This is a genomic window from Nostoc sp. (genome assembly GCF_036917355.1).
GTDB lineage: Bacteria > Cyanobacteriota > Cyanobacteriia > Cyanobacteriales > Nostocaceae > Nostoc.
On the sequence record NZ_JBALDP010000072.1, the window covers coordinates 1 to 19,861 of the forward strand.

19 protein-coding genes and 1 pseudogene are annotated in these 19,861 nt (G+C 42.5%); 16 read left to right on the top strand and 4 right to left on the bottom strand.

The window, feature by feature from the left end:
* Positions 1-402 precede the first annotated feature (402 nt).
* The 14 genes and pseudogenes from V7K53_RS23560 to V7K53_RS23625 all read left to right on the top strand — a co-directional run bounded on the left by V7K53_RS23560 (position 403) and on the right by V7K53_RS23625 (position 12,916).
* Positions 403-1,350: a zinc-binding dehydrogenase gene (locus tag V7K53_RS23560; RefSeq protein ID WP_335199962.1), complete on the top strand. Its 948-nt coding sequence runs from the start codon at positions 403-405 to the stop codon at positions 1,348-1,350.
* Between the two features lie 15 nt (positions 1,351-1,365).
* Positions 1,366-1,713 carry a hypothetical protein gene (locus V7K53_RS23565; protein ID WP_335199963.1) on the top strand — a complete coding sequence of 116 codons (348 nt, stop codon included), beginning with the start codon at positions 1,366-1,368 and terminating at the stop codon, positions 1,711-1,713.
* Between the two features lie 156 nt (positions 1,714-1,869).
* Complete coding sequence (locus tag V7K53_RS23570; protein WP_335199964.1) at positions 1,870-2,670, top strand: SDR family oxidoreductase; 801 nt, start codon at positions 1,870-1,872, stop codon at positions 2,668-2,670.
* 76 nt (positions 2,671-2,746) lie between these two features.
* Positions 2,747-3,661: a TauD/TfdA dioxygenase family protein gene (locus tag V7K53_RS23575; protein ID WP_335199965.1), complete on the top strand. Its 915-nt coding sequence runs from the start codon at positions 2,747-2,749 to the stop codon at positions 3,659-3,661.
* Positions 3,662-4,070: 409 nt separating this feature from the next.
* Entirely contained in the window at positions 4,071-4,667 is a 597-nt protein-coding gene (locus tag V7K53_RS23580) for a glutathione S-transferase family protein (RefSeq protein ID WP_335199967.1), read from the top strand.
* A gap of 67 nt (positions 4,668-4,734) precedes the next feature.
* Positions 4,735-6,114, top strand: a complete 1,380-nt coding sequence (locus V7K53_RS23585; protein ID WP_335199969.1) for an LLM class flavin-dependent oxidoreductase — start codon at positions 4,735-4,737, stop codon at positions 6,112-6,114.
* 162 nt (positions 6,115-6,276) lie between these two features.
* Complete coding sequence (locus tag V7K53_RS23590; RefSeq protein ID WP_335199971.1) at positions 6,277-7,200, top strand: DMT family transporter; 924 nt, start codon at positions 6,277-6,279, stop codon at positions 7,198-7,200.
* Between the two features lie 15 nt (positions 7,201-7,215).
* Positions 7,216-7,872: an HAD family hydrolase gene (locus V7K53_RS23595; protein WP_335199974.1), complete on the top strand. Its 657-nt coding sequence runs from the start codon at positions 7,216-7,218 to the stop codon at positions 7,870-7,872.
* Between the two features lie 115 nt (positions 7,873-7,987).
* Positions 7,988-8,764 (top strand): sulfite exporter TauE/SafE family protein, encoded by a 777-nt coding sequence (locus V7K53_RS23600; protein ID WP_335199976.1) that lies wholly within the window; start codon positions 7,988-7,990, stop codon positions 8,762-8,764.
* Positions 8,765-8,791: 27 nt separating this feature from the next.
* A complete protein-coding gene (locus tag V7K53_RS23605; protein ID WP_335199977.1) occupies positions 8,792-10,045 on the top strand; it encodes an MFS transporter in 1,254 nt (417 codons plus the stop codon).
* Between the two features lie 158 nt (positions 10,046-10,203).
* Positions 10,204-11,259: pseudogene (locus tag V7K53_RS23610) on the top strand (IS630 family transposase).
* A gap of 21 nt (positions 11,260-11,280) precedes the next feature.
* Positions 11,281-11,676 (top strand): oxalurate catabolism protein HpxZ, encoded by a 396-nt coding sequence (gene hpxZ / locus V7K53_RS23615; RefSeq protein ID WP_335200049.1) that lies wholly within the window; start codon positions 11,281-11,283, stop codon positions 11,674-11,676.
* A gap of 31 nt (positions 11,677-11,707) precedes the next feature.
* A complete protein-coding gene (locus tag V7K53_RS23620) occupies positions 11,708-12,286 on the top strand; it encodes an O-methyltransferase (RefSeq protein ID WP_335199978.1) in 579 nt (192 codons plus the stop codon).
* Between the two features lie 84 nt (positions 12,287-12,370).
* Positions 12,371-12,916 (top strand): GNAT family N-acetyltransferase, encoded by a 546-nt coding sequence (locus tag V7K53_RS23625; protein ID WP_335199979.1) that lies wholly within the window; start codon positions 12,371-12,373, stop codon positions 12,914-12,916.
* 263 nt (positions 12,917-13,179) lie between these two features.
* On the opposite strand, the gene V7K53_RS23630 is transcribed toward V7K53_RS23625, so the two are convergent.
* From V7K53_RS23630 to V7K53_RS23640, 3 genes are all read right to left on the bottom strand, one after another.
* Positions 13,180-13,854 carry a hypothetical protein gene (locus V7K53_RS23630; RefSeq protein ID WP_335199981.1) on the bottom strand — a complete coding sequence of 225 codons (675 nt, stop codon included), beginning with the start codon at positions 13,852-13,854 and terminating at the stop codon, positions 13,180-13,182.
* Between the two features lie 436 nt (positions 13,855-14,290).
* Complete coding sequence (locus V7K53_RS23635) at positions 14,291-14,752, bottom strand: hypothetical protein (RefSeq protein WP_335199982.1); 462 nt, start codon at positions 14,750-14,752, stop codon at positions 14,291-14,293.
* Positions 14,753-14,779: 27 nt separating this feature from the next.
* The gene (locus tag V7K53_RS23640; protein WP_335199984.1) at positions 14,780-16,618 is read right to left on the bottom strand and encodes a bifunctional serine/threonine-protein kinase/formylglycine-generating enzyme family protein; all 1,839 of its coding nucleotides are present in this window, start codon (positions 16,616-16,618) and stop codon (positions 14,780-14,782) included.
* A gap of 203 nt (positions 16,619-16,821) precedes the next feature.
* Here V7K53_RS23640 and V7K53_RS23645 point away from each other — a divergent pair, with 203 nt between their 5' ends.
* Positions 16,822-16,956, top strand: coding sequence for a hypothetical protein (locus V7K53_RS23645; RefSeq protein ID WP_335199986.1), 135 nt, complete (start codon positions 16,822-16,824; stop codon positions 16,954-16,956).
* A 97-nt stretch (positions 16,957-17,053) separates the two neighbouring features.
* On the opposite strand, the gene V7K53_RS23650 is transcribed toward V7K53_RS23645, so the two are convergent.
* The gene (locus tag V7K53_RS23650; RefSeq protein WP_335199988.1) at positions 17,054-17,863 is read right to left on the bottom strand and encodes an ABC transporter permease; all 810 of its coding nucleotides are present in this window, start codon (positions 17,861-17,863) and stop codon (positions 17,054-17,056) included.
* Positions 17,864-18,737: 874 nt separating this feature from the next.
* On the opposite strand from V7K53_RS23650, the gene V7K53_RS23655 reads away from it, so the two are divergent.
* On the top strand, positions 18,738-19,814 hold the full coding sequence (locus tag V7K53_RS23655; protein WP_335199990.1) for a glycosyltransferase family 4 protein: 1,077 nt from the start codon (positions 18,738-18,740) through the stop codon (positions 19,812-19,814).
* Positions 19,815-19,861: the final 47 nt, after the last annotated feature.

Below are 19,861 nucleotides of genomic sequence, written 5' to 3' on the forward strand. Positions count from 1 at the left end.
CTTAAGAAATTAAACACATCAATTGTTGCAAATATTACAGGTTGGGGTTTTATTCTTGATGCTTTATTTGTATCAGGGTTTTCGTGAATTGGTATCACATGGAGAAATCAAAAAAAGAACTCCGAACCATACGGAAGCCACTTGCCTTGACTACAGTGCAAGAAGTGTCAACGGCGAATTTATCCACAAGGTGCTTGATTCTTCTGGCTGTCTGTGATAATTTTTTTGTACAAACCATAAAATACTGTAATTTTATCAAGATACCGTTGTTTTAAATCTCGTTAACCTAGTTGCAAGGATTTGAAGTTAAGAATAAATAGCTAATCTATCGAGATTATTTATTGCAGGTATAAGATTGCGAACCAACGAACTAGAAATTAATCTCTAAGCCAGGGCAACCTTATGAGCAAAATACGTGCTGTGATTGTCGATCCCAATGTGCCGGGGCGTTTGGCACTGAGTGAAGTGACTGCACCAAAGCCAGCCCCAGATGAAGCTCTAGTGCGGGTAGCGGCAATTTCCCTCAATCGGGGAGAGATAAAACGTTCAACTACTGCTGAGGCTGGTTGGCAGCCTGGTTGGGATTTTGCAGGTGTAGTGGAAATCCCCGCCGCCGATGGTTCGGGGCCTCCCCTTGGGGCGCGTGTAGTTGGCTTGCGCCGTGCCGGTGCTTGGGCAGAACTCGTGTCTGTTCCTACTGACGCCTTAGCAGTAGTGCCGTCATCGGTATCTTTTGCTCAAGCCGCCACACTGCCTGTAGCGGGTTTAACTGCATACCATGCAGTATTAAAAGGTGGTTCACTTTTGGGTCGGACAGTTCTGGTTACAGGCGCATCAGGAGGCGTTGGTTACTTCGCTATTCAATTGGCGCAACTGTCAGGAGCGCAAGTTGTGGCACATATTCGTCAAGCTGGGTATGAAACTCTAGTTAGAGAAGCAGGTGCACAATTGGTGGTGATTGGCGAAGACCTCTCACCCGCCAGCGAGTACGGTCCCTACGATCTAATTGTAGAGTCAGTAGGTGGCAAGACTTTAGGGGTAGCCCTTGGCTTACTGGCACAGGATGGAAAAACTGTGCTGTATGGAGTATCTGGGGGAGCTGAAGTGACATTCAATGCGGCTCAATTTTTTGGGACTGGTAGCGTGAGCCTGTATGGTTTACGTCTGTTCGATGAGTTGAGATTTGAATCAGCAGCAGTCGGTTTAAAACGGCTTTTGAGTCTAGTAGAAGCAGGTGAGTTACATCCTCACATTGACTTAGAAGCTTCTTGGACAGAAATAGCTGATGTGGCCCAACAACTACTCGATAGGCGTTTTCCTGGCAAAGCTGTGTTGCACATTTCAAATTGAGCGATCGCAGATGATATGAGGGATAGCACTGACTTCTGGTTCAAACTAGATCGGCTTGTAGCCCTTAGAAATCTGAAGATAGATCGCCCAAAAGGGACATCACATCCACGTTATCCATCCTTTGTTTATCCGTTGGACTATGGATACTTGGAAAACACTCGCTCTGGAGATGGAGCCGATATTGATGTCTGGATAGGTAGTTTGTCTAGCAAAAAAGTCACCGCCGTCATTTGTAGCGTTGACTTGGAAAAACGGGATACAGAAATCAAAATACTTCTGGGCTGCACTTCTGGGGAAAATCAAGCCATCTTAGATATCCACAATACAGGCTCTCAATCAGCAATATTATTGGTTCGCAATTGAAGAAGAAGTCAGAATTCAGGAGTCAGAATCAAGACGCGACTCGAAAATACTCGCTAACGCTGTGCTATGCGCCAAACGCGCAAAATTCATTCTGAATTCTGGCTCCTGACTCCTGAATTCTGTTTTGATAAATTACATTTTTGAGGGTAAGTTTGTATGAGTTTAGAACTAAAACTATCAGGTAAAACAGCGATCGTTACTGGAGGAAGTGCGGGAATTGGATTAGCTACCGCTAAAGCACTTTATAGTGAGGGTGTGAATGTTGCGATCGCAGCCCGCAATCAAGAAAGACTAGAAAATGCAGTAGTTGCCATCCAGTCTTTACCAACTTCTGGCGCTAAAGTTATTGCCATCAGTGCTGATTTAACTAAGGCAGAGGATGTAGAGAAAGTTGTCTCCACAACATTAGCCCAATTTAATCAGATTGATATCTTGATTAATAATGCAGGTTCAGCCCGTGCTGGGTCTTTCCTAGAATCCACTGATGATTTATTTTTGGATGCTTGGAACTTAAAATTATTGGGCTATATCCGCTTAGTTAGAGCCGTCGTTCCCCATCAAAAAAGTCGCGGTGATGGGCGGATTGTCAATATAGTTGGTGGTGCAGGACGGACACCTCGTCCTAACTTCCTAGCTGGCGGTACAAGTAATGCTGCTTTGCTGAACTTCACAAAGGGCATTTCTAAAGAGCTAGCCGAGTACAAGATTCGCATTAACGCTATCTCCCCTGGTGCTACAGCTACAGAGCGTGCTGAGACTTTAGCGCGGCAGAATGCCCAAGCGCAAGGCATCACTGTCGAGCAAGTAAAGGCACAAAACATCCAAAGTATTCCTTTAAAAAGAATCGCCCAGCCAGAAGAAATTGCCGCGCTGGCGCTATTTTTGGTGTCCGATCTTGCTGCATCGATTACAGGAACAGAGATTATCGTTGATGGCGGATCTACCCCTGGTGTTTAGTAGACGCGATTAATCAGACGCGACGAATCGCGTCTTCTACATCTTGTAAAAACATAAACTTCTTGGAGATTAAAACATGGGTTCTCAATACTTTGATATCAAACCAGTTGCAGGACGTATCGGTGCTGAAATTATTGGTGTTAATCTGAGTTCTCACCTCAGCGATGACATCATCAGCGATATTCGCAAGACTCTAGTCAAATACAAAGTTATCTTTTTCCGTGGTCAGCAACAGCTGGATGCTGATGGACAAGTAGCCTTCGCTCGTCGTTTTGGTGAACTCACTACAGCCCACCCAACTGTACCATCGCTGCCAGAAAACCCAGAAGTCTTAGACCTGAATTATGGTCGTACCACTTCCCGCGCCAATAGCTGGCATACCGATGTAACATTTGTAGACCGTCCTCCTCTCGGTTCTATCTTACGAGCGCTTGACATTCCGCCAACTGGTGGCGATACAATCTGGGCCAACTCAGTAACTGCATACCAAGATTTACCTATCCATCTGCGTAATCTTGCAGACCAACTTTGGGCAGTACATAGCAATGTCTACGACTATGCAACTGGATTCGACCTACCTGAAGATGTCAAGGCTCATCGGGCTGTCTTCACCTCCACTGTATACGAGACTCTGCACCCAGTTGTACGCGTCCATCCCGAATCTGGGGAGCGTGGGTTATTCATCGGCGGATTTGTGCGCCAGTTCCGTGGCTTATCGACAACTGAATCAGATGACATTCTGCGGCTGTTGCAAGCATACATCACACGTCCTGAGAACACAGTCCGGTGGCGTTGGCAAGTTGGTGACGTAGCCTTTTGGGATAATCGGGCTACTCAACATTATGCGATCGCAGATTACGGCGATCAGCCCCGCCACGTTCAACGCGTGACAGTTGTCGGCGATCTCCCCGTTGGCATTGATGGTAAGCAAAGTGAGGCTATCAAAGGAGATGCTTCTGAGTACAATCGTCGTCAGGCGGTGACTGCGTAATAGGGACTTGCGTAAAAATAAAATACCAGCTAGTAGTCTGGCAACCAAAAAATGCGCTTGTGAGGATTGGGTAAAGGTTAAGGGTTAAAGGGGAAAGGATAAAACACTTTTACCCATTACCTTTTACCCCGCCAAGGAAACTTGGCGAACTACTAGACAATCTCTGTATAGAAGTTTCATTGGTAGTAAAGCAAGTTCCATACTTGGACAGAGGAGCGATACATGGGTGATACACGCGCTACTGTTTTGGAAACAATAGCAGATACTTTAATCGAGCGTGCTGAGGCTCTGCCTTCTCGTGTTCTGCAAGTAGCGGTGACAGGCATTACTGCAATTTATTGACCAGATTTTTCAAATGTTAAGGCGATAGACATTTGAATCCAGTATCTAATGACGATCGCGCTTTTTTATGAAACTCTTCTATACACCCAACTCGCCCTATGCACGTATTGCACGGGTAGCAATAATAGAATTGAATTTGTGCGATCGCATCGAAACGCAAAAAGTCATTGCACGAGATCCGACGAACAGCGACTTACTGAATTACAACCCTACAGGTAAAGTACCAACCCTAGCGACTGACGACGGATTTATTTTGAGTGAAACACGTATAATTTGTGCCTATCTGAATCACTTAAATCCTGGGATCAAACTAGTTACTGACATTTCTAATGGCTTTTTACAGCAACTCGAAGGTATGACTGGTGGGTTCATAGATGGCATTGCTGTCTGGGTGCGAGAGTTAAGGCGTCCTCTCAACGAGCAGTCTTCTGGGACGATTGAGTTTGAGCGTGAGCGAGCGTTAAGAATTTTAGACTACTTCGAGAAAATATCAGATAAACTCGACCAAACTCCAAAACTTGCTCATATAACCTTCGCTTCTGCACTTGGATTAGAGATCCGTCTTCCCGATCTGCAATCGCGGCAAAAATATCCAAAACTTGCTAATTGGTACGATGAATTCTCTAAACTACCCTCTATCCAAGCAACAAGACCAGAGTCCTAATAACTAACATTTTCTTGTTCCAAACAAGAGAACGAAAAAAGCATAAGTACGCCCTCGAAAAAGAAACATGAGTACGAAAAAACAACTTAAACTCGGAGCATTTTTACCCGGTAGTGGTCATCATGTCGCAGCATGGCGGCATCCCAACACTCCGGCTGATGGAGGTCTGAACTTCCAGCATTACAAACGGCTGGCACAAACAGCTGAACGGGGTAAATTTGATATGCTTTTCCTCGCAGATGGTTTAGCCGTCTGGGATAGAGGACAAGGGGCTGAGGCTTTTAGCCGTTCGGGACAATTCAGCGTCCACTTTGAACCTTTAACCTTATTGTCGGCTCTGTCTGCGGTGACAGAAAATATCGGGTTGGTGGCAACATCATCAACAACTTATGATGAGCCTTTTCATCTCGCCCGCAAGTTTGCCTCACTGGATTATCTAAGTGGTGGTCGTGCCGGATGGAATCTCGTAACCTCTGCTGCTGAAGCCGCAGCGCAGAATTTCAGCCAAGAAAAGCACCTAGAACACTCACTGCGTTATGAACGAGCGAAGGAATTTGTGGATGTTGTCACCAAACTTTGGGACAGTTGGGAAGACGATGCTTTTCTCCACGATAAGGAGTCAGGTATTTACTTTGATGCAGAAAAGTTGCATGTTCCCCACCACAAGGGTAAATATTTCACGGTGCGCGGCCCGCTCAATGTAGCGCGTCCACCGCAGGGATATCCAGTAATCGTACAAGCTGGATCTTCCGAGCCTGGACAGGATTTGGCTGCCCAAACAGCAGAGGTGATTTTCACTGCACAACAGACATTGGCAGAAGCTCAAGCCTTCTACACCAGCGTCAAGGGGAGATTGGCTAAATACGGACGTTCCCCTGACCATCTCAAAATTATGCCAGGGGTATTCCCGGTAATTGGTAAGACTGAACAGGAAGCTAAGGATAAATATGAACAACTTCAGGAGTTGATCCATCCCTTGGTCGGATTAGGGCTGCTTTCTGGGCTAGTGGGTGGTCATGATTTGTCCAAATATCCCCTAGATGGGCCGCTGCCGGATCTGCCAGATACCAACGGTGGCAAAAGCCGCTTACAGCTGATTACCGATCTTGCCCGCAGAGAGAATTTAACAATCCGACAACTGTATTTGTGGATTGCAGGAGCGCGGGGACATCGAACGATTCTCGGAACACCAGAACACATTGCCGATCAGTTAGAAGATTGGTTCGTCAATGGTGGGGCTGATGGATTTAACATTATGCCACCCTGGCTACCTGGCGGTTTAGAGGAATTCGTAGACTTGGTAATTCCCGAACTGCAACGCCGAGGAATATTTCGTACTGAGTATGAAGGCAGTACTTTACGCGAAAATCTTGGTTTGCCTCGTCCGGTGAACCAGTTCACCACAAAGACTGCTCCTGAACCTGTGGGCGTCGGTTCCTTTGCATAGTTTTGATTGAACAACTGGCAGTGTTTTTGAAGCGACGGCTTTGATTTCCTCAAACTTCATCTGGTTTGTTATTCCAGTGGTTTTAACAATACAATCAAGTCGTCTCTAAGGAAACTTTTTATCGTGTTGGGCATCCTGACGGTTCTTCTATCCTCTTTTGTTTTGACGTTTCACAACGTTACTGTCCGAGTTTTGTTTTCAGAACATCTCGTACTAGGTTTATTTTTACTCGGTGGATACGTTAAACCGGATTTGCAGAATTCCTTCTTGCTGATGTTCATGCGAATGCTGCTGGTGGTTCCACTCATGGCATCTCTATCATTCAAGCTATATCCATCTGCTTGGACAGAACTCCAAGACTTGTTCACCCGCAAGCGCAGGGATGTTCTGATTCAAGCTCTTGGCTGTGGGGTGCTGATGTTTATGTATATCGCCTCACTCTACATTGCTATTGGCTTGATTCCCACAGGTATTGCCTTGACCCTCTTCTTCACCTATCCCGTATTTACAGCGCTGCTTTCTTGGAGATTTTTTGGCGATCGCCCCACGTTGTTCCGTTGGCTGGTAATGGCTATTATTCTGGTAGGAAGCGCTCTCACCATTCCCCAATCTTCTGCTACCTACAGCAGTCATACCATTGCGATCGGCATTTTCGCTAGTTTTGGCGCTGGGATAGTTTATGCCTTTTATGGCATCATTGCCCAAAAATGTTTAGAAAAATTCCATCCAATTCCCTTTACCTGGATCAGTTTTGCCTGTACTCTACTGCTCTCTGGTGTTAGCTTAGTGTTCTGGCCAGGTAAAAGCGCTCAACTTGACTGGACACCCCTATGGATTGGTAGCATATTTTCAGGTCTTGTCAGCTTTCTCGGACACACTTTAAACAATGTGGGAATTCGCATGGTTGGCGCATCTACCGCTTCTATAATCGGCTCTAGCAGTCCAGCATTGACAGCGTTAGTTGCATGGATAACGATTAACGAAACTTTAAACTTGATTCAGAGTGTAGGGATTGGTGTTGTCACATTGGGTATCGCCTTACTTAGTGCAGAAGGCTTTGTGAAATCGCTCAAAATTAGGGGTTAAATTGGGAATTAAGATATGCCTTTCTCCGCTATCCTTTTCGATCTTGACGGGACTTTGACAAATCCTAAACCTGGCATTACTGGTTGCATTCAGTATGCGCTCTCTGAACTCGGTTACAAACCACCGGATGCTGATGAATTAAATTGGTGTATTGGCCCACCACTGAAAGATAGCTTTTCGCAATTACTCAATACCTTGGATGGCACAGTAATTGAACAGGCTCTTTCCCTATATCGTCGTCGCTTTGCCACAATTGGATTATTTGAAAATTCCCTTTATCCCCAGATTGCAGAAGTTTTAAAAGCCATTCGTTTCGATGGTTATAAAACTTTTGTTGCAACTTCCAAACCATATATTTATGCTACGCAAATTATTGAATATTTTAGCTTATCCTTGCTTTTTGATGGTGTTTATGGTAGCGAACTTGACGGAACGCGGAGCATAAAAGGTGACTTAATTCAGCATATTTTATTAACAGAAAAACTTTTACCATCTACTGTGGTGATGGTAGGCGATCGCTCACATGACATCATTGGAGCCAAGCACAATCACATCACCTCAATTGGTGTTACCTATGGCTATGGAACTGAGGAGGAATTAAAAGCTCATGGTGCTGACTTGATTGCCCATTCTCCAAGTGATATTCCCAGACTTATAATTCGTAATTCGTAATTCGTAATACTTCTCTACGAGAGGCTGCGCCCGAAGCGTAGCTATGCCGCAGGCTTTACGGTTACGCGGTAGTTGAGCGTAGTCGAAACTCAGTACAAGTTCGTAATTAAAAATAATGCCGCCATCATTAACGTTTATCCATAGCTTGCTGTTGTTTAGTACCGCTTTTATTGCAGGTGGGTTAAATGCTGTAGCAGGTGGTGGAAGTTTTATCACGTTTCCAACTCTTATCTTCACGGGTGTACCACCGATCGCAGCTAACGCCACCAATAATACTGCAATTTGGGTGGCTACCCTAGCCAGTGCTGGAGCATATCGTCAAGATTTGGGCATCGAGCGGCGAGATTTTTTACTTTTATGTGGCGTCAGTTTAGTTGGTGGCATGATTGGCTCCATAGCTTTGTTGTATACATCGCCAGATGTCTTTAAAAAGCTGATTCCCTATCTATTGCTGCTAGCAACAGTTGTGTTTACCTTTGGCGAACCGTTCAAAAAGTGGTTGCAGCGTCAAAACCAGAACACCTCACCGGAATCTGTACCGTTGTTTAATTTGGTACTGGCTCAACTAGCGATCGCCATCTATGGCGGTTTCTTCGGCGCAGGTATAGGGATTTTAATGCTGGCAGCTCTAACCTTTTTAGGTATCAAAAGTATTCACAAAATGAATGCTTTCAAGACATTTTTAGGGAGTTGTATCAATGGTATTGCGATCGTTCCATTTCTTTTTGCAGGTGTGATTGCTTGGCATCAAGCTATTTTGATGGCAGTCGGTGGCTCTCTTGGTGGTTATTTAAGCGCCCATTATGCTCGTAAACTTGAACCGCACTTAATTCGGAAATTTGTGATGATTGTTGCTTTCAGCATGACTGCCTACTTTTTTATTCACGGTTAAGAACTGGGAACAACTCAGGGGTGATGTATGGAAGCATCAAAAAAATCACAAGTCATGTTCCGTGCTTTTAGTTCCAGAAATTTTCGCCTGTACTACACAGGTCAGGCAATTTCTCTGATTGGTACGTCAATGACTCAAGTGGCTACTAGTTGGTTAGTATATCGCCTCACCGATTCCGCTTTGTTACTAGGTTTAGTGGGCTTTGCCAGCCAAATTCCCACACTTCTATTGATTCCTCTGGGTGGAATCATTGCCGATCGCTTGAATCGTCATCAAATTCTACTAGTTGCCCAAATTCTAGGGATGCTTCAGTCTTTAGCTTTAACGTGGCTAGCTCTAAGCGGTACGATTAATATCGAGTATATTGTAATTCTTGGTATGCTGCAAGGGATTATCAACGCCTTCGATATTCCGACTCGGCAGGCCTTTCTTCCCGAAACAGTTGGTAAGGAAAATCTCGGTAATGCCTTTGCCTTATATTCTTCCCTGGTGAGTGTGACGAGTATGGTAGGCCCTGCGATCGCAGGTTTATTAATTGTAGCGCTGGGATCGGGGCTATGTTTCCTGATTGATAGCATCAGTTACATCGCTGTAATTATTGCCCTCCTAGCAATACGTCTGACATCCAGAAAAGCCGTTATTTCCAAACGCAAACCTTTAGAAGAATTAAAAACTAGTTTTAAATATGCTTTTGGATTTTTGCCAATTCGCTCAGTCTTAACTGGTTCGGGTTTAGTTTGCTGCGTGTGGGGATTTTATTTAGCTTTGGGGCCGATTTTTGCCAAGGAGATTTTGCAAGGTGGCCCTAACACCTTCGGTTTCCTGATGACAGCTTCCAGTTTGGGAACCTTAGCAGGTGGTATCTATTTAACAAAGCATAGCAATGTACTGGAGTCGGGTAAAGTTCTAGCTTTGGGTATAGGTTTTATGGGAGTAAGCTTAATTGTCTTTGCCCTATCTCGTGTGTTCTGGCTTTCGCTGCTCTCATTATTTGCAGCTGGTTTCGGCTTTATTTTGCAGATAATTGCCGGACGCACTTTGCTTCAGTTGTTGGTGAGCGATGAAAATCGCGGACAAATTACTGGTCTTTACGTTATGGCATCTACAGGCGCAGTACCGATAGGTAACTTAATAGCTGGCGCACTAGCAAGCAAAATTGGTAGTAGCAATACTGTCATCCTTGGTGCAAGTATTTGTATTGCAGGCTCAATTTTCTTTATGCAGCAAATCTCCACCTTCCGCGATCTGGTTCGTTTGAATCTACGTACTGAAGGAGCTTAAAAGAAAAATAACTCTGACGATTTAAAAGAGTGCATAATCAGCCATAACATCAAAAATTGCTAACAATAATGACTACTATAAGTAGGTGGGCATAAAAAAACCAGACTATGTGAAGATAAGTAAATACGGAGAATGCATCGACATGAGGTGACTTATATATGGGCGCTCGTTTAAGAGTATTTCTAACTCGTGAGCAAGATCAAACTCTGTTAAATCTAAGAAGCCTTGAGGTGCCACAGAAGGTTAAAGATAGAGCAGAAGTAATCAAGCTAAACGCACATGGCTGGTATGTAGAAAAAATAGCAGCCCACTTTGATTGGGATAAGCAAACAGTTAGAGACGTTTTGCACAAATGGAGAAAACAAGGTTTAGAGAGTCTTTGGGAATTACCGGGTCGAGGGTTAAAACCCAAGTGGAAAGAAGAAGATATAGTATTTTTAGAAGAATGTCTAAGAGTTGAACCACGCACATATAATAGTTCCCAATTATCAGAGAAGTTAAACACACAACGTAACGTGCAACTGAGTCCTGACAGATTAAGACGGGTACTCAAAAAAAGGGGGTCAATTGGAAACGGGCAAGGAAAAGTCATAAAAGAAAACAAGACCCAATTGCAAAAGCGAGGAAACAAGCAGACCTAGACATCTTGGAGTTATCTGCTGCGACAGGAGAAATAGACCTTAAATATCTAGACGAATCAGGGTTTTGTGTATGGAGCGAACCTAGTTACACTTATTATTTCAAGGGTGAGCAAAAACGTTTAGAACTTCACATTGCGTCGGGGTCGAAGACTAAGCATTATCGGTTTTTTTCAACCTCTAATCAGTTTTGTTTACGCTTTGGTGATTGGGGGTGTTAACCGCAAGTCTTATATCCAGATGATGGAGAAAGAAGCCCGTGAAGCCTCTGATGTTGGACGTATTAGGGTAATAGTGCAAGACAATGGCCCAATACATCGGTGCAAAGAAGTCCAACAGATGTGGTCAAAGTGGGAACAGATGGGGTTATATATCTTCTTTTTACCCAAGTATTGCTCCGAAATGAATCCAATTGAATTGGAATGGCAACATCTAAAAAAATCGGAGCTATCTGGGCGAATATTTGACGATGAATTAGACCTTGCTTATGCCGTAATTGACGGTATTCAAGCTAGAGGAGAAAAAGGAAACTACAGTACAGAGCGTGTAAAATTTAATTCTAATTCTACTGATTAATTTTTTGTTACATAGCTGTAAATCTTTCCGCCCACCTACTTAAATGACCCTACTGTTATGACTGAAGTAACTGATTTATACCTCAAGTATGAAGAAGCTCTTTGTAATAACAATTTGGATGTGATGGATAGCTTGTTTTGGGATGCGCCCGAAGTAGTGCGGTTTGGAATTACAGAAAACCTCTATGGTGGCGATGAAATTCGTAAGTTTCGTCAGAATCGACCAAACCCAAAAATAGAGCGAGAAATCTCGAATCTCAAGGTTGTAACCTTTGGGAAAGATACAGCAACAGTAACTTTAGAATTTCGCAGAATTATCAATGGTGTAGAGCGTTTCGGACGACAAAGCCAGACTTGGTACAGGTTTACCGAAGGATGGAAGGTGGTTTCAGCGCACGTTTCATTATTGCCAGTGTGATGGTGCGAGAAGTTTTGCTCAAGGAGTAGACATGACAACCCATCCCATCGCCTCTAGTCCATCATTAGTGCAGCAGGCCGAATCCTTAGCGATACAACTTGAGTTTACCCAATCCTCACTCCCAGAAGTTGGCCGCCTGTTGCACGTCCTCACCAACCACATCACACAGGGTCAAATTGGCGAGATTGGTAGCGGGTGTGGGGTTGGTGCAGCGTGGGTTGTGAGTGCATTACATCCAGATAGTACGTTGATTACTATTGAAAGCGATCGCGATCGTGCCAGAGTTGTGCAACAGCTATTTGCAGATAAGTCTAATGTCCGCGCACTTCAAGGCGACTGGCGCGACTTGCTCACCTACGCTCCCTTTGATTTGTTATTTGCCGATGGCGGAAAGGCAAAACTTACAGAACCTCAAACATTGATAACTGCCCTCAAGCCTGGAGGCTTTATCTTACTAGACGATCTCACACCCGAAGAATACTGGCCACCAGAATGGCACGGACGCACAGATCAAATCAGAGAATTTTGGCTCAAAGATCCTCGGATTGCTGCCACAGAAATCCGCGTGACAGCAAAAAGTTCAGTGATTTTAGCAACACGCATTCAATGAAATAATTACTGTAAAAAGTAGACAAATAGAGCTTACTACATACCAGGCAAAGATAAACTGGACAGTCAAACGAGGATTACACTAATGATATTGGAAACTCAACGCCTATTACTGCGGGAAATGACGCTTTCTGACCTCGACGCGCTACTGCTTGTCCTCGGTGATGCAGAGTCGATGCGCTACTACCCAAAGCCCTTTGACCGCGAGATGGTGGAAAAATGGATTGACAGGCATCGCCGTAACTACGCACAGCACGGACTCGGCTTGTGGGCGATGGTTCTCAAGACGACGGGTGAGGTAATCGGCGACTGCGGACTGATTTGGCAGGAGGTCGAGGGACACCAAGAACTCGAAATTGGCTATCATGTCCGCCGCGACCAACAAATGCAGGGTTACGCAACTGAAGCTGCATCTGCTTGCCAAGACTACGCCTTTAACGTGCTGGGTAGCGATCGCGTCATCTCCCTCATTCGCCCAGAAAACATTCCCTCTCGCCGTGTAGCTGAAAAGAACGGACTCAAGGTCGTTCAGGAGACACTATGGCGCGACATACCGCACTATATATATGCTGTGCAGCGCTCAGAAAGTAAACTTCTTACAACAAGTAATCTCAGAAGCAGAGAAGTTTAATAATCTCTGTACCAACGTTGAGGCTGTTCGCGGAAACATAGTTAGCCATTGCATCAACATGAGAGCGGAAAGTATTTGGTCATAGGGCATTTTTACTGAGCGTTAGCGGGACATTTAGCCTGTGCTGAGTAAAGAAGTGAGATTCCCCACTCAGCACTTTTGATAATTGGGTTGTCTCGTTCCAGCGGAGATCGGGAACGAGATTTGAAAAGGATTAAGCGTTGGTTGTAGAGCGAACTTTTGGTTGGCTATCCTTCAAAATATCAGGTGCATTTAATTTTTTGAGTATAAAACCTAGCTGCTAAAAGAGCCACACCTGCTACTAAAGTTGCTAGTACACTATCAGGTTCAGGTACGGCAGCAACTTGAGCATCAATTCGTGCAGTTCCAGCAAACAAACCGATCAATTTAGAGTCGCCTAATATATCAGCAAACTCTGGAGAAATCAATAATTTCACATCAGGGATGGTTAAATTTTGGCCATCAAATGCCACAAGTCCCGGAGCGCTCAAATCAAACAAAATTGTATTTAAAGAAAATGTATCTCTTAAAACAAGTCCGCTGGCACCTGTAACAGTACGTCCTGGAGCAAAACCGATTGAAAAGTCACCAACAGTAATTTGATTGTTGAATGTAACAGTACCAGTATGCTCGATTGTACCTGAGAGTGGAGTAAAACCGCCCTCGTCACTGAACGTGAAGTTAGTAAGTGAGTCAATATTGAAGCCAACTAAATAATTGCTAGGAATTGGTGCAACTGTCTGATTAGTACCTGTCAAGGTTAGCCCAATACTACTAAGAATCTTTTCGTGATCGCGATCGATGCTGGTAACTCCAGATATCACTTTAAAAGTTGCAGCTTCTACCTGTATGGGTGCTATTGAGATGAAAGCTGCCGTAGTACAACCAACAATCCCTGCAAACTGAAAAAAATGCATATATATTTCTGATGATCTTCGTATTTATTTTAAATAAAAAAATCTCTTTTATTAATCTATAAAGTCAGAATTTACCATAAAAAAATATTTGTAAAACTTAAGTTGATCTAAACATACAGCTAATAACAAAGTTTAAACCATCCAGTTGCAAATCCAATTTTAAGGAAGCAGTTATCAATAAAAATCACTATTTATAATGAGGCGTAAAGTATAAGGCATAAAGCATTAAGGATAGAAAATGAAGAAAATATAGCTACGTTTAATTATGTCTAATGCTAATTATTTAGGAGCCCTCATTCTAAATTCCTCTCCCAAGCTTGGAAGAGGAATTTAGAATGAGGGCTTTTGATTCATGCAATAAGTCTAATTAGATATTCGCAGACTCTAGTTGAGAACTAAATAAAGCTGATTTATTCTCGCCGATTTCCTTTTTAGTTCACAGACTTGTTCTAATCCACCAGCTTATTTTCTCCAAATCAGGATCTATTTCCTGCCAAAAGCTGGCTGAAGAGTCTACTTCTCTTGTTGCTGCAAGTATTTTATCTATACTGTCGAAGTTTTTTTGAATCAATTGCTTATCTAATTTAGGAATATCTAATTTCAGATATTTCAAACGGTTGGGTAATTCTACTTTCTCTTGTGTTGGCAAGTGGGGAATCTGAGTAACTTGTTCTAAAATTTTGTCTATTGATGTAATAACTTCTTGTAGACTCGGCTTTTTAGTTTGTAATTGTAAATCTTTTTCTTCAAAAGTTTCTTCTTGATTACCTAACTTTACTAAGACTATTTTGACAAAGAAAATATTGTAATCTACCTCACTAACTTCACCCACTCGCTGATAATGCTTTCCACTTTTATTTATAACTACTATGTCACCTTTCTCAATTTTGTTGTTCATAATTTATGCAGCCTTGTAATCAAATTACTAAATAATCTCCTCTACAGAAAATACTACTCTAAAGCCACAAACCCTCAGTCCACCGTCTGACTCATTCCAGCTACGGCTAGCGCTGCGACAAAGTTCTGCACTAAAACTCCAAGAACCACCGCGTAGCACCCGACGATTTAAATCGCCGCCAACTTCCCAAGCTGTTCCATCTACGGGTGCGTCGTTATAATTGTTATGCCACGAATCAGCACACCATTCCCAAACTAACCCGTGCATATCGTACAATCCAAAGGCGTTGGCGACTTCAAAACTACCGACGTTTGTTGTTTCTTTACGGAATTTGCTTTTTGGTTCCATAGTGCAGCTGACTAACTCAGAGGTAATGGTTTCGCCAAAGTGGAATGAGGTTGTAGTTCCAGCCCGACAAGCATATTCCCATTCCGCTTCACTTGGTAAACGATAGTCGCGTCCAGTTTTTTCTGATAGCCTGAGACAGAATTCTACAGCCTCATACCAAGATACATTTTCTACTGGTCTATCTAGACCTTTGAATTTCGATGGATGGGGATTTAAAGCTTGTTTGACTTTGGGTAAAGCTGCTACTACTCTCCACTGTGCTTGAGTTACGGGAAATTTCCCCATAAAAAATGGTTCAACGGTAACTTGATGTCGTGGACGTTCGTCAGCATCTCCTTCAAATTCTGGTGAACCCATCATGTAAGTACCACCAGGAATTGATACCATTTCTAATGTGACAGACTTACCTAATTCTTCAGCAAACAAGTTTGCATTACCACTCATGCGGTTTACTTCTCTACCACCTGTGTCTACTGTCACTACGTCAAATTCAAAGGTTTCTAATGGGGGTAATGGGACGATTACTTTTTGTGGTGGCGGCGGTAATATAGGTTGAGGCATCGAAACAATTTTTAAGGCAACAGGTTCAATGTTCGATGTGGCAAACTTCAAATCGTTAATGACTTCTACTGCTGTTTGATACCTTTCACTCGGTAGATGTTTGAGTAATTTATCTAAAATTTTCCCTAATTCGTCGCTGATAGTAATACCTTTTTCTTGTAAACGTTCGCGCCACAACCACTTAGCGCTCATGGCATCATAAATAGGATCGTTAATCTGTCCAGAAGCATCCTGCAAAGGCAAACATTGAGTTAAAAGACGCACACAAGTTACGCCCAAAGCATATAAATCACTGCCGTGACAAGCAAATCCAGCCATTTGTTCTGTTGGGGCATAACCAAGGGTATAAATTACCGTAGCTTGTCTTCCTATACTGGTTTGTGTTACCTGTTTCGCACCACCAAAGTCAATTAATACGGGTTTTTCATCACTTGCACGGCGGATGATATTTTCTGGTTTGATATCTCGATGAATGACGTTATGGGCATGAATAAATTCCAGAACTGGCAATAAATCAGCTAAAAGTTCCCAAATTTGTTGTTCGCCATAAATTTGTTGCTGAACTTCTTGTAAGAGAGTTTTTCCTTGAATAAATTCTTGGACGAGATATAAGCTAGTACCTTGTTCAAAATAAGCTAGTAGTCTGGGAATTTGGGTATGATTTTCTCCCAGTTCATACAACCGAAAAGCCTCTTCTTTAAAAAATTCTGCGGCTTTAGTGCGTTGTCCTGTTCCCTGAAACTGTGGGAAAAATTGCTTGATGACGCAAGGGGCGTTTAGTCTGTCTACATCTTCTGTAGCATAAGTTCTACTAAATCCACCTTCACCTAAGAGTCTTAATACACGGTAACGGTTTCTGAGAAGTTTGCCAAAGTTGCTTTGTCCGCAACTCACGCAAAATCTATTGCTATCAGAGTTGAATGGATTTGAGCAATTGGGATTTTGGCAGATTTGCATAATGAGGGGGAAATAGCATCTTCTCCAAAGTTAGCCCCAATATTATCTAATTGAAAACAGTTATGTAGAGAAGCGAACACGGAAGTTTATTCATGTGTTTAAAACTATTTTTCACACGAGGGCATAAGGGATGAATAAATTATATTTATTTATACCAATTCAATTAATGATTGCAACACATACTTGGGTTAAGTTAAGACGCGATGAATCGCGTCTCTACAAATGGTGTATTTGTCGCATTCTTTTTGACAATTGGTATTACTTATCTATACTATGACGTTGTGTTAGCAGAAAGTATGGCACATTGCCATAATATTGGGGCATTAGGCTTACCGTAATGCACCCTAAATTTTAATATAACTGTTGTTCGCTATCTAAAAAAGTTCACGAAGAACGAAATCACCTACCTATAACTTTTATTGCCAATAGCGACTCTTATTTAAAAGTTTTATTCTCTCCAGAAGCGCGAATTAATTCAGCTACAAGGGCAACGATCGCAGATACTAAAATTAACATTACACTCAGAGCATTAATATCAGGTTTAACTCCGGTTCTAATGCGGCTAAAAATTTCCATTGGCAGGGTGTTAGAACCACTACCAGCAGTAAAACTAGCAATAAGAAAGTCATCTAAGCTAAGAACAAAAGCCAAGAGACAACCAGCGACAATCCCAGGCATTAATTGAGGTAACAATACTTTGATGAAAGCTTGGGTTGGTGTCGCACCTAAATCTAGTGCTGCTTCTTCTAAGTGGGGATCTAAATTAGTCAGTCGGGAAGCGACTACAAGCCCGACGTAGGCAAGACAAAACACTACATGGGCTGCAACTATTGTCCACAAACTCAAAGGTATTGCAAAGGCTGCTAGACATACTAGGGTAGCCACTGCGATCGCAATATCGGGAATAATCAATGGTAGGTAAGCAATACCCCGATACAATTTCTTACCAGGAAATTCGTAACGCGCCAACCCAACCGCCATCAAGGTTCCCAGCACTGCGGAAATTGCCACGGCACAACCTGCAACTATCATACTGTTTTGCAAAGCTGATAAGATGCGATCGTCACTGAACAACTTGCGATACCAATCGAGAGTGAATCCTTGCCAAGTTGCACTGTAGGGTGACTGATTGAAGCTATAAAAGCCAAGTACCAGTATGGGCAGGTACATGAACACAAATATCAACAGTGAGAAAACCGCCTGCCATGAGACACGCGGTTTTTTGAGAGATGGAGAGATATTCACGTTTATATATATTATTGATAGCAATACAAAATAGCATATTTTCTGCAATAAGTCAATCTCGGTTTAAAATTTATTTATCGAACCGCAAAGGTACAAAGAACGCAGAGATTTTAGGAATCATTTTTTTATGTGACTCTCGCTTCTCTACGAGACGCTGTGCGATCGCTCGAATTCAAAATTCAAAAAGGGATACAAGCCGCTAAATTTATGAAGCGTTCAGGAAGTCGAAAAAAGACGAAAAATAACCCCTAAAATCAAGCAATAAAATTAGGCAGATTTAAACATAACACAATGCTCAGAACGGTTAGGGTTAGGTTTTTTGCTTTTTTTCCATACAAATTTAAAAGTCAGGTTAATTTTCTTTTTAGGAACTTGGATAGAACTTATCAGAAAAATTGCTACTTCTGATTTCAAAGTAACTACTTTACTAAAATTTACCTTTTGTTCGGCTAGAGATGATTCTTTATAGTACGGAAAGCCACCCAAAGAGTATCTACAGACTTTATTCTTTAATTAACATTTTAAAATTGGATAATTGATGCTCAAAAATAGAGCTTTTTCAGTCAAAACCACTTTTTAATGACAGATTTGGACGATTATAGAAGTTCCTGCTTATAAAAAAACTTCTATTAAAAACTGCCATAAATCACATAAAAATTAATAAATCAGAATACAGCTACCTCTTTAGGAGTGGGTAATTTCCGTACTAAGATAGACAAAAAATATATAAGGTACAGCGTAAGATTTAAAGGAAATTGTTAATAAGTTTAGTATCTGAAGTTACTTTCTGATGCCAAAGTGGATCAATTACAAGCACTAAAACAACAGAAATAAAAAACTTCTAATTCAAGTTTTATTTTTTAGGAGGTTTGTGATGAAAATTGCTCAATTAGCTCCACTGTGGGAGAGAGTTCCACCTCCAGCTTACGGTGGCATAGAGTTAGTAGTAGGGTTACTGACTGATGAGTTAGTCCGACGCGGACATGAAGTAACTTTATTTGCATCGGGAGATTCTATTAGTCTAGCAAAACTAACTTCAGTTCATCCCCGCGCTCTCAGACTCGATCCTACTATCAAAGATTACGGCATTTACGAGATGCTGAATCTAGCTTCGGTGTACGAACGCGCAGAAGAGTTTGATATTATTCACTCCCATATCGGACATGGGGCGCTGGCTTACGCAAATCTGGTAAAAACTCCTACAGTTCACACGTTGCACGGTACTTTTAACCCTGACAACGAAAAGATGTTTAGTTTTGGGAAAAAACAACCCTACATCAATATTTCCAAAGCACAACGAGAACCAAGGTTAGGGTTGAACTATGTAGCGACGGTTTACAACGGGATTGATGTCAGCAGTTATGAGTTTCACTCCCAACCAGAAGATCCTCCTTACTTAGCGTTTTTAGGTCGGATGTCTCCAGAGAAGGGAGCGCACTTAGCTATAGAAATTGCCAAAGAAGCTGGTTGGCATTTAAAAATGGCAGGTAAGATAGATGTAGTTGATGTGGAATACTTTGAGAAAGAAATTAAACCACATATTGACGGGGAGCAAATTGAGTATCTGGGTGAAGCCAACCATGCTCAAAAAAATGCCCTGATGGGTGGTGCAGTCGCAACTCTATTCCCTATCACTTGGCGGGAACCCTTTGGATTGGTGATGATTGAGTCAATGGCTTCAGGTACGCCAGTGATTGCGATGAAATTGGGGTCTACTGAGGAGGTAATTTCTCATGGCAAGACGGGTTTCATCTGCAATAATATTCAAGAGTGTATTAGTGCCATCGATCGCGTCATTGAGTTAGACCGCTATGCTTGTCGCCAGTATGTCGAAAACCTTTTCAGCGTTGAACACATGACCGATGGCTATGAGGCGGTTTATCAACAAATAATAGCAGAACGATTTTCTCAGAATGGGCATTTCCGCAGTTTGGTTGATTTAGCTAGCTAGCGATCGCATTTAAATATCGCATTTGTGTAATATTACATTTTTTTAAC

Coding starts and splice junctions, on each gene's coding strand:
- V7K53_RS23655 (WP_335199990.1), top strand. CDS start 18,738: ATGAAAATTGCTCAATTAGCTCCACTGTGGGAGAGAGTTCCACCTCCA.
- V7K53_RS23575 (WP_335199965.1), top strand. CDS start 2,747: ATGGGTTCTCAATACTTTGATATCAAACCAGTTGCAGGACGTATCGGT.
- V7K53_RS23640 (WP_335199984.1), bottom strand. CDS start 16,618: ATGCAAATCTGCCAAAATCCCAATTGCTCAAATCCATTCAACTCTGAT.
- V7K53_RS23595 (WP_335199974.1), top strand. CDS start 7,216: ATGCCTTTCTCCGCTATCCTTTTCGATCTTGACGGGACTTTGACAAAT.
- V7K53_RS23620 (WP_335199978.1), top strand. CDS start 11,708: ATGACAACCCATCCCATCGCCTCTAGTCCATCATTAGTGCAGCAGGCC.
- V7K53_RS23605 (WP_335199977.1), top strand. CDS start 8,792: ATGGAAGCATCAAAAAAATCACAAGTCATGTTCCGTGCTTTTAGTTCC.
- V7K53_RS23565 (WP_335199963.1), top strand. CDS start 1,366: ATGAGGGATAGCACTGACTTCTGGTTCAAACTAGATCGGCTTGTAGCC.
- V7K53_RS23600 (WP_335199976.1), top strand. CDS start 7,988: ATGCCGCCATCATTAACGTTTATCCATAGCTTGCTGTTGTTTAGTACC.
- V7K53_RS23570 (WP_335199964.1), top strand. CDS start 1,870: ATGAGTTTAGAACTAAAACTATCAGGTAAAACAGCGATCGTTACTGGA.
- V7K53_RS23625 (WP_335199979.1), top strand. CDS start 12,371: ATGATATTGGAAACTCAACGCCTATTACTGCGGGAAATGACGCTTTCT.
- V7K53_RS23580 (WP_335199967.1), top strand. CDS start 4,071: ATGAAACTCTTCTATACACCCAACTCGCCCTATGCACGTATTGCACGG.
- V7K53_RS23585 (WP_335199969.1), top strand. CDS start 4,735: ATGAGTACGAAAAAACAACTTAAACTCGGAGCATTTTTACCCGGTAGT.
- V7K53_RS23635 (WP_335199982.1), bottom strand. CDS start 14,752: ATGAACAACAAAATTGAGAAAGGTGACATAGTAGTTATAAATAAAAGT.
- V7K53_RS23645 (WP_335199986.1), top strand. CDS start 16,822: ATGAATCGCGTCTCTACAAATGGTGTATTTGTCGCATTCTTTTTGACA.
- V7K53_RS23560 (WP_335199962.1), top strand. CDS start 403: ATGAGCAAAATACGTGCTGTGATTGTCGATCCCAATGTGCCGGGGCGT.
- V7K53_RS23630 (WP_335199981.1), bottom strand. CDS start 13,854: ATGCATTTTTTTCAGTTTGCAGGGATTGTTGGTTGTACTACGGCAGCT.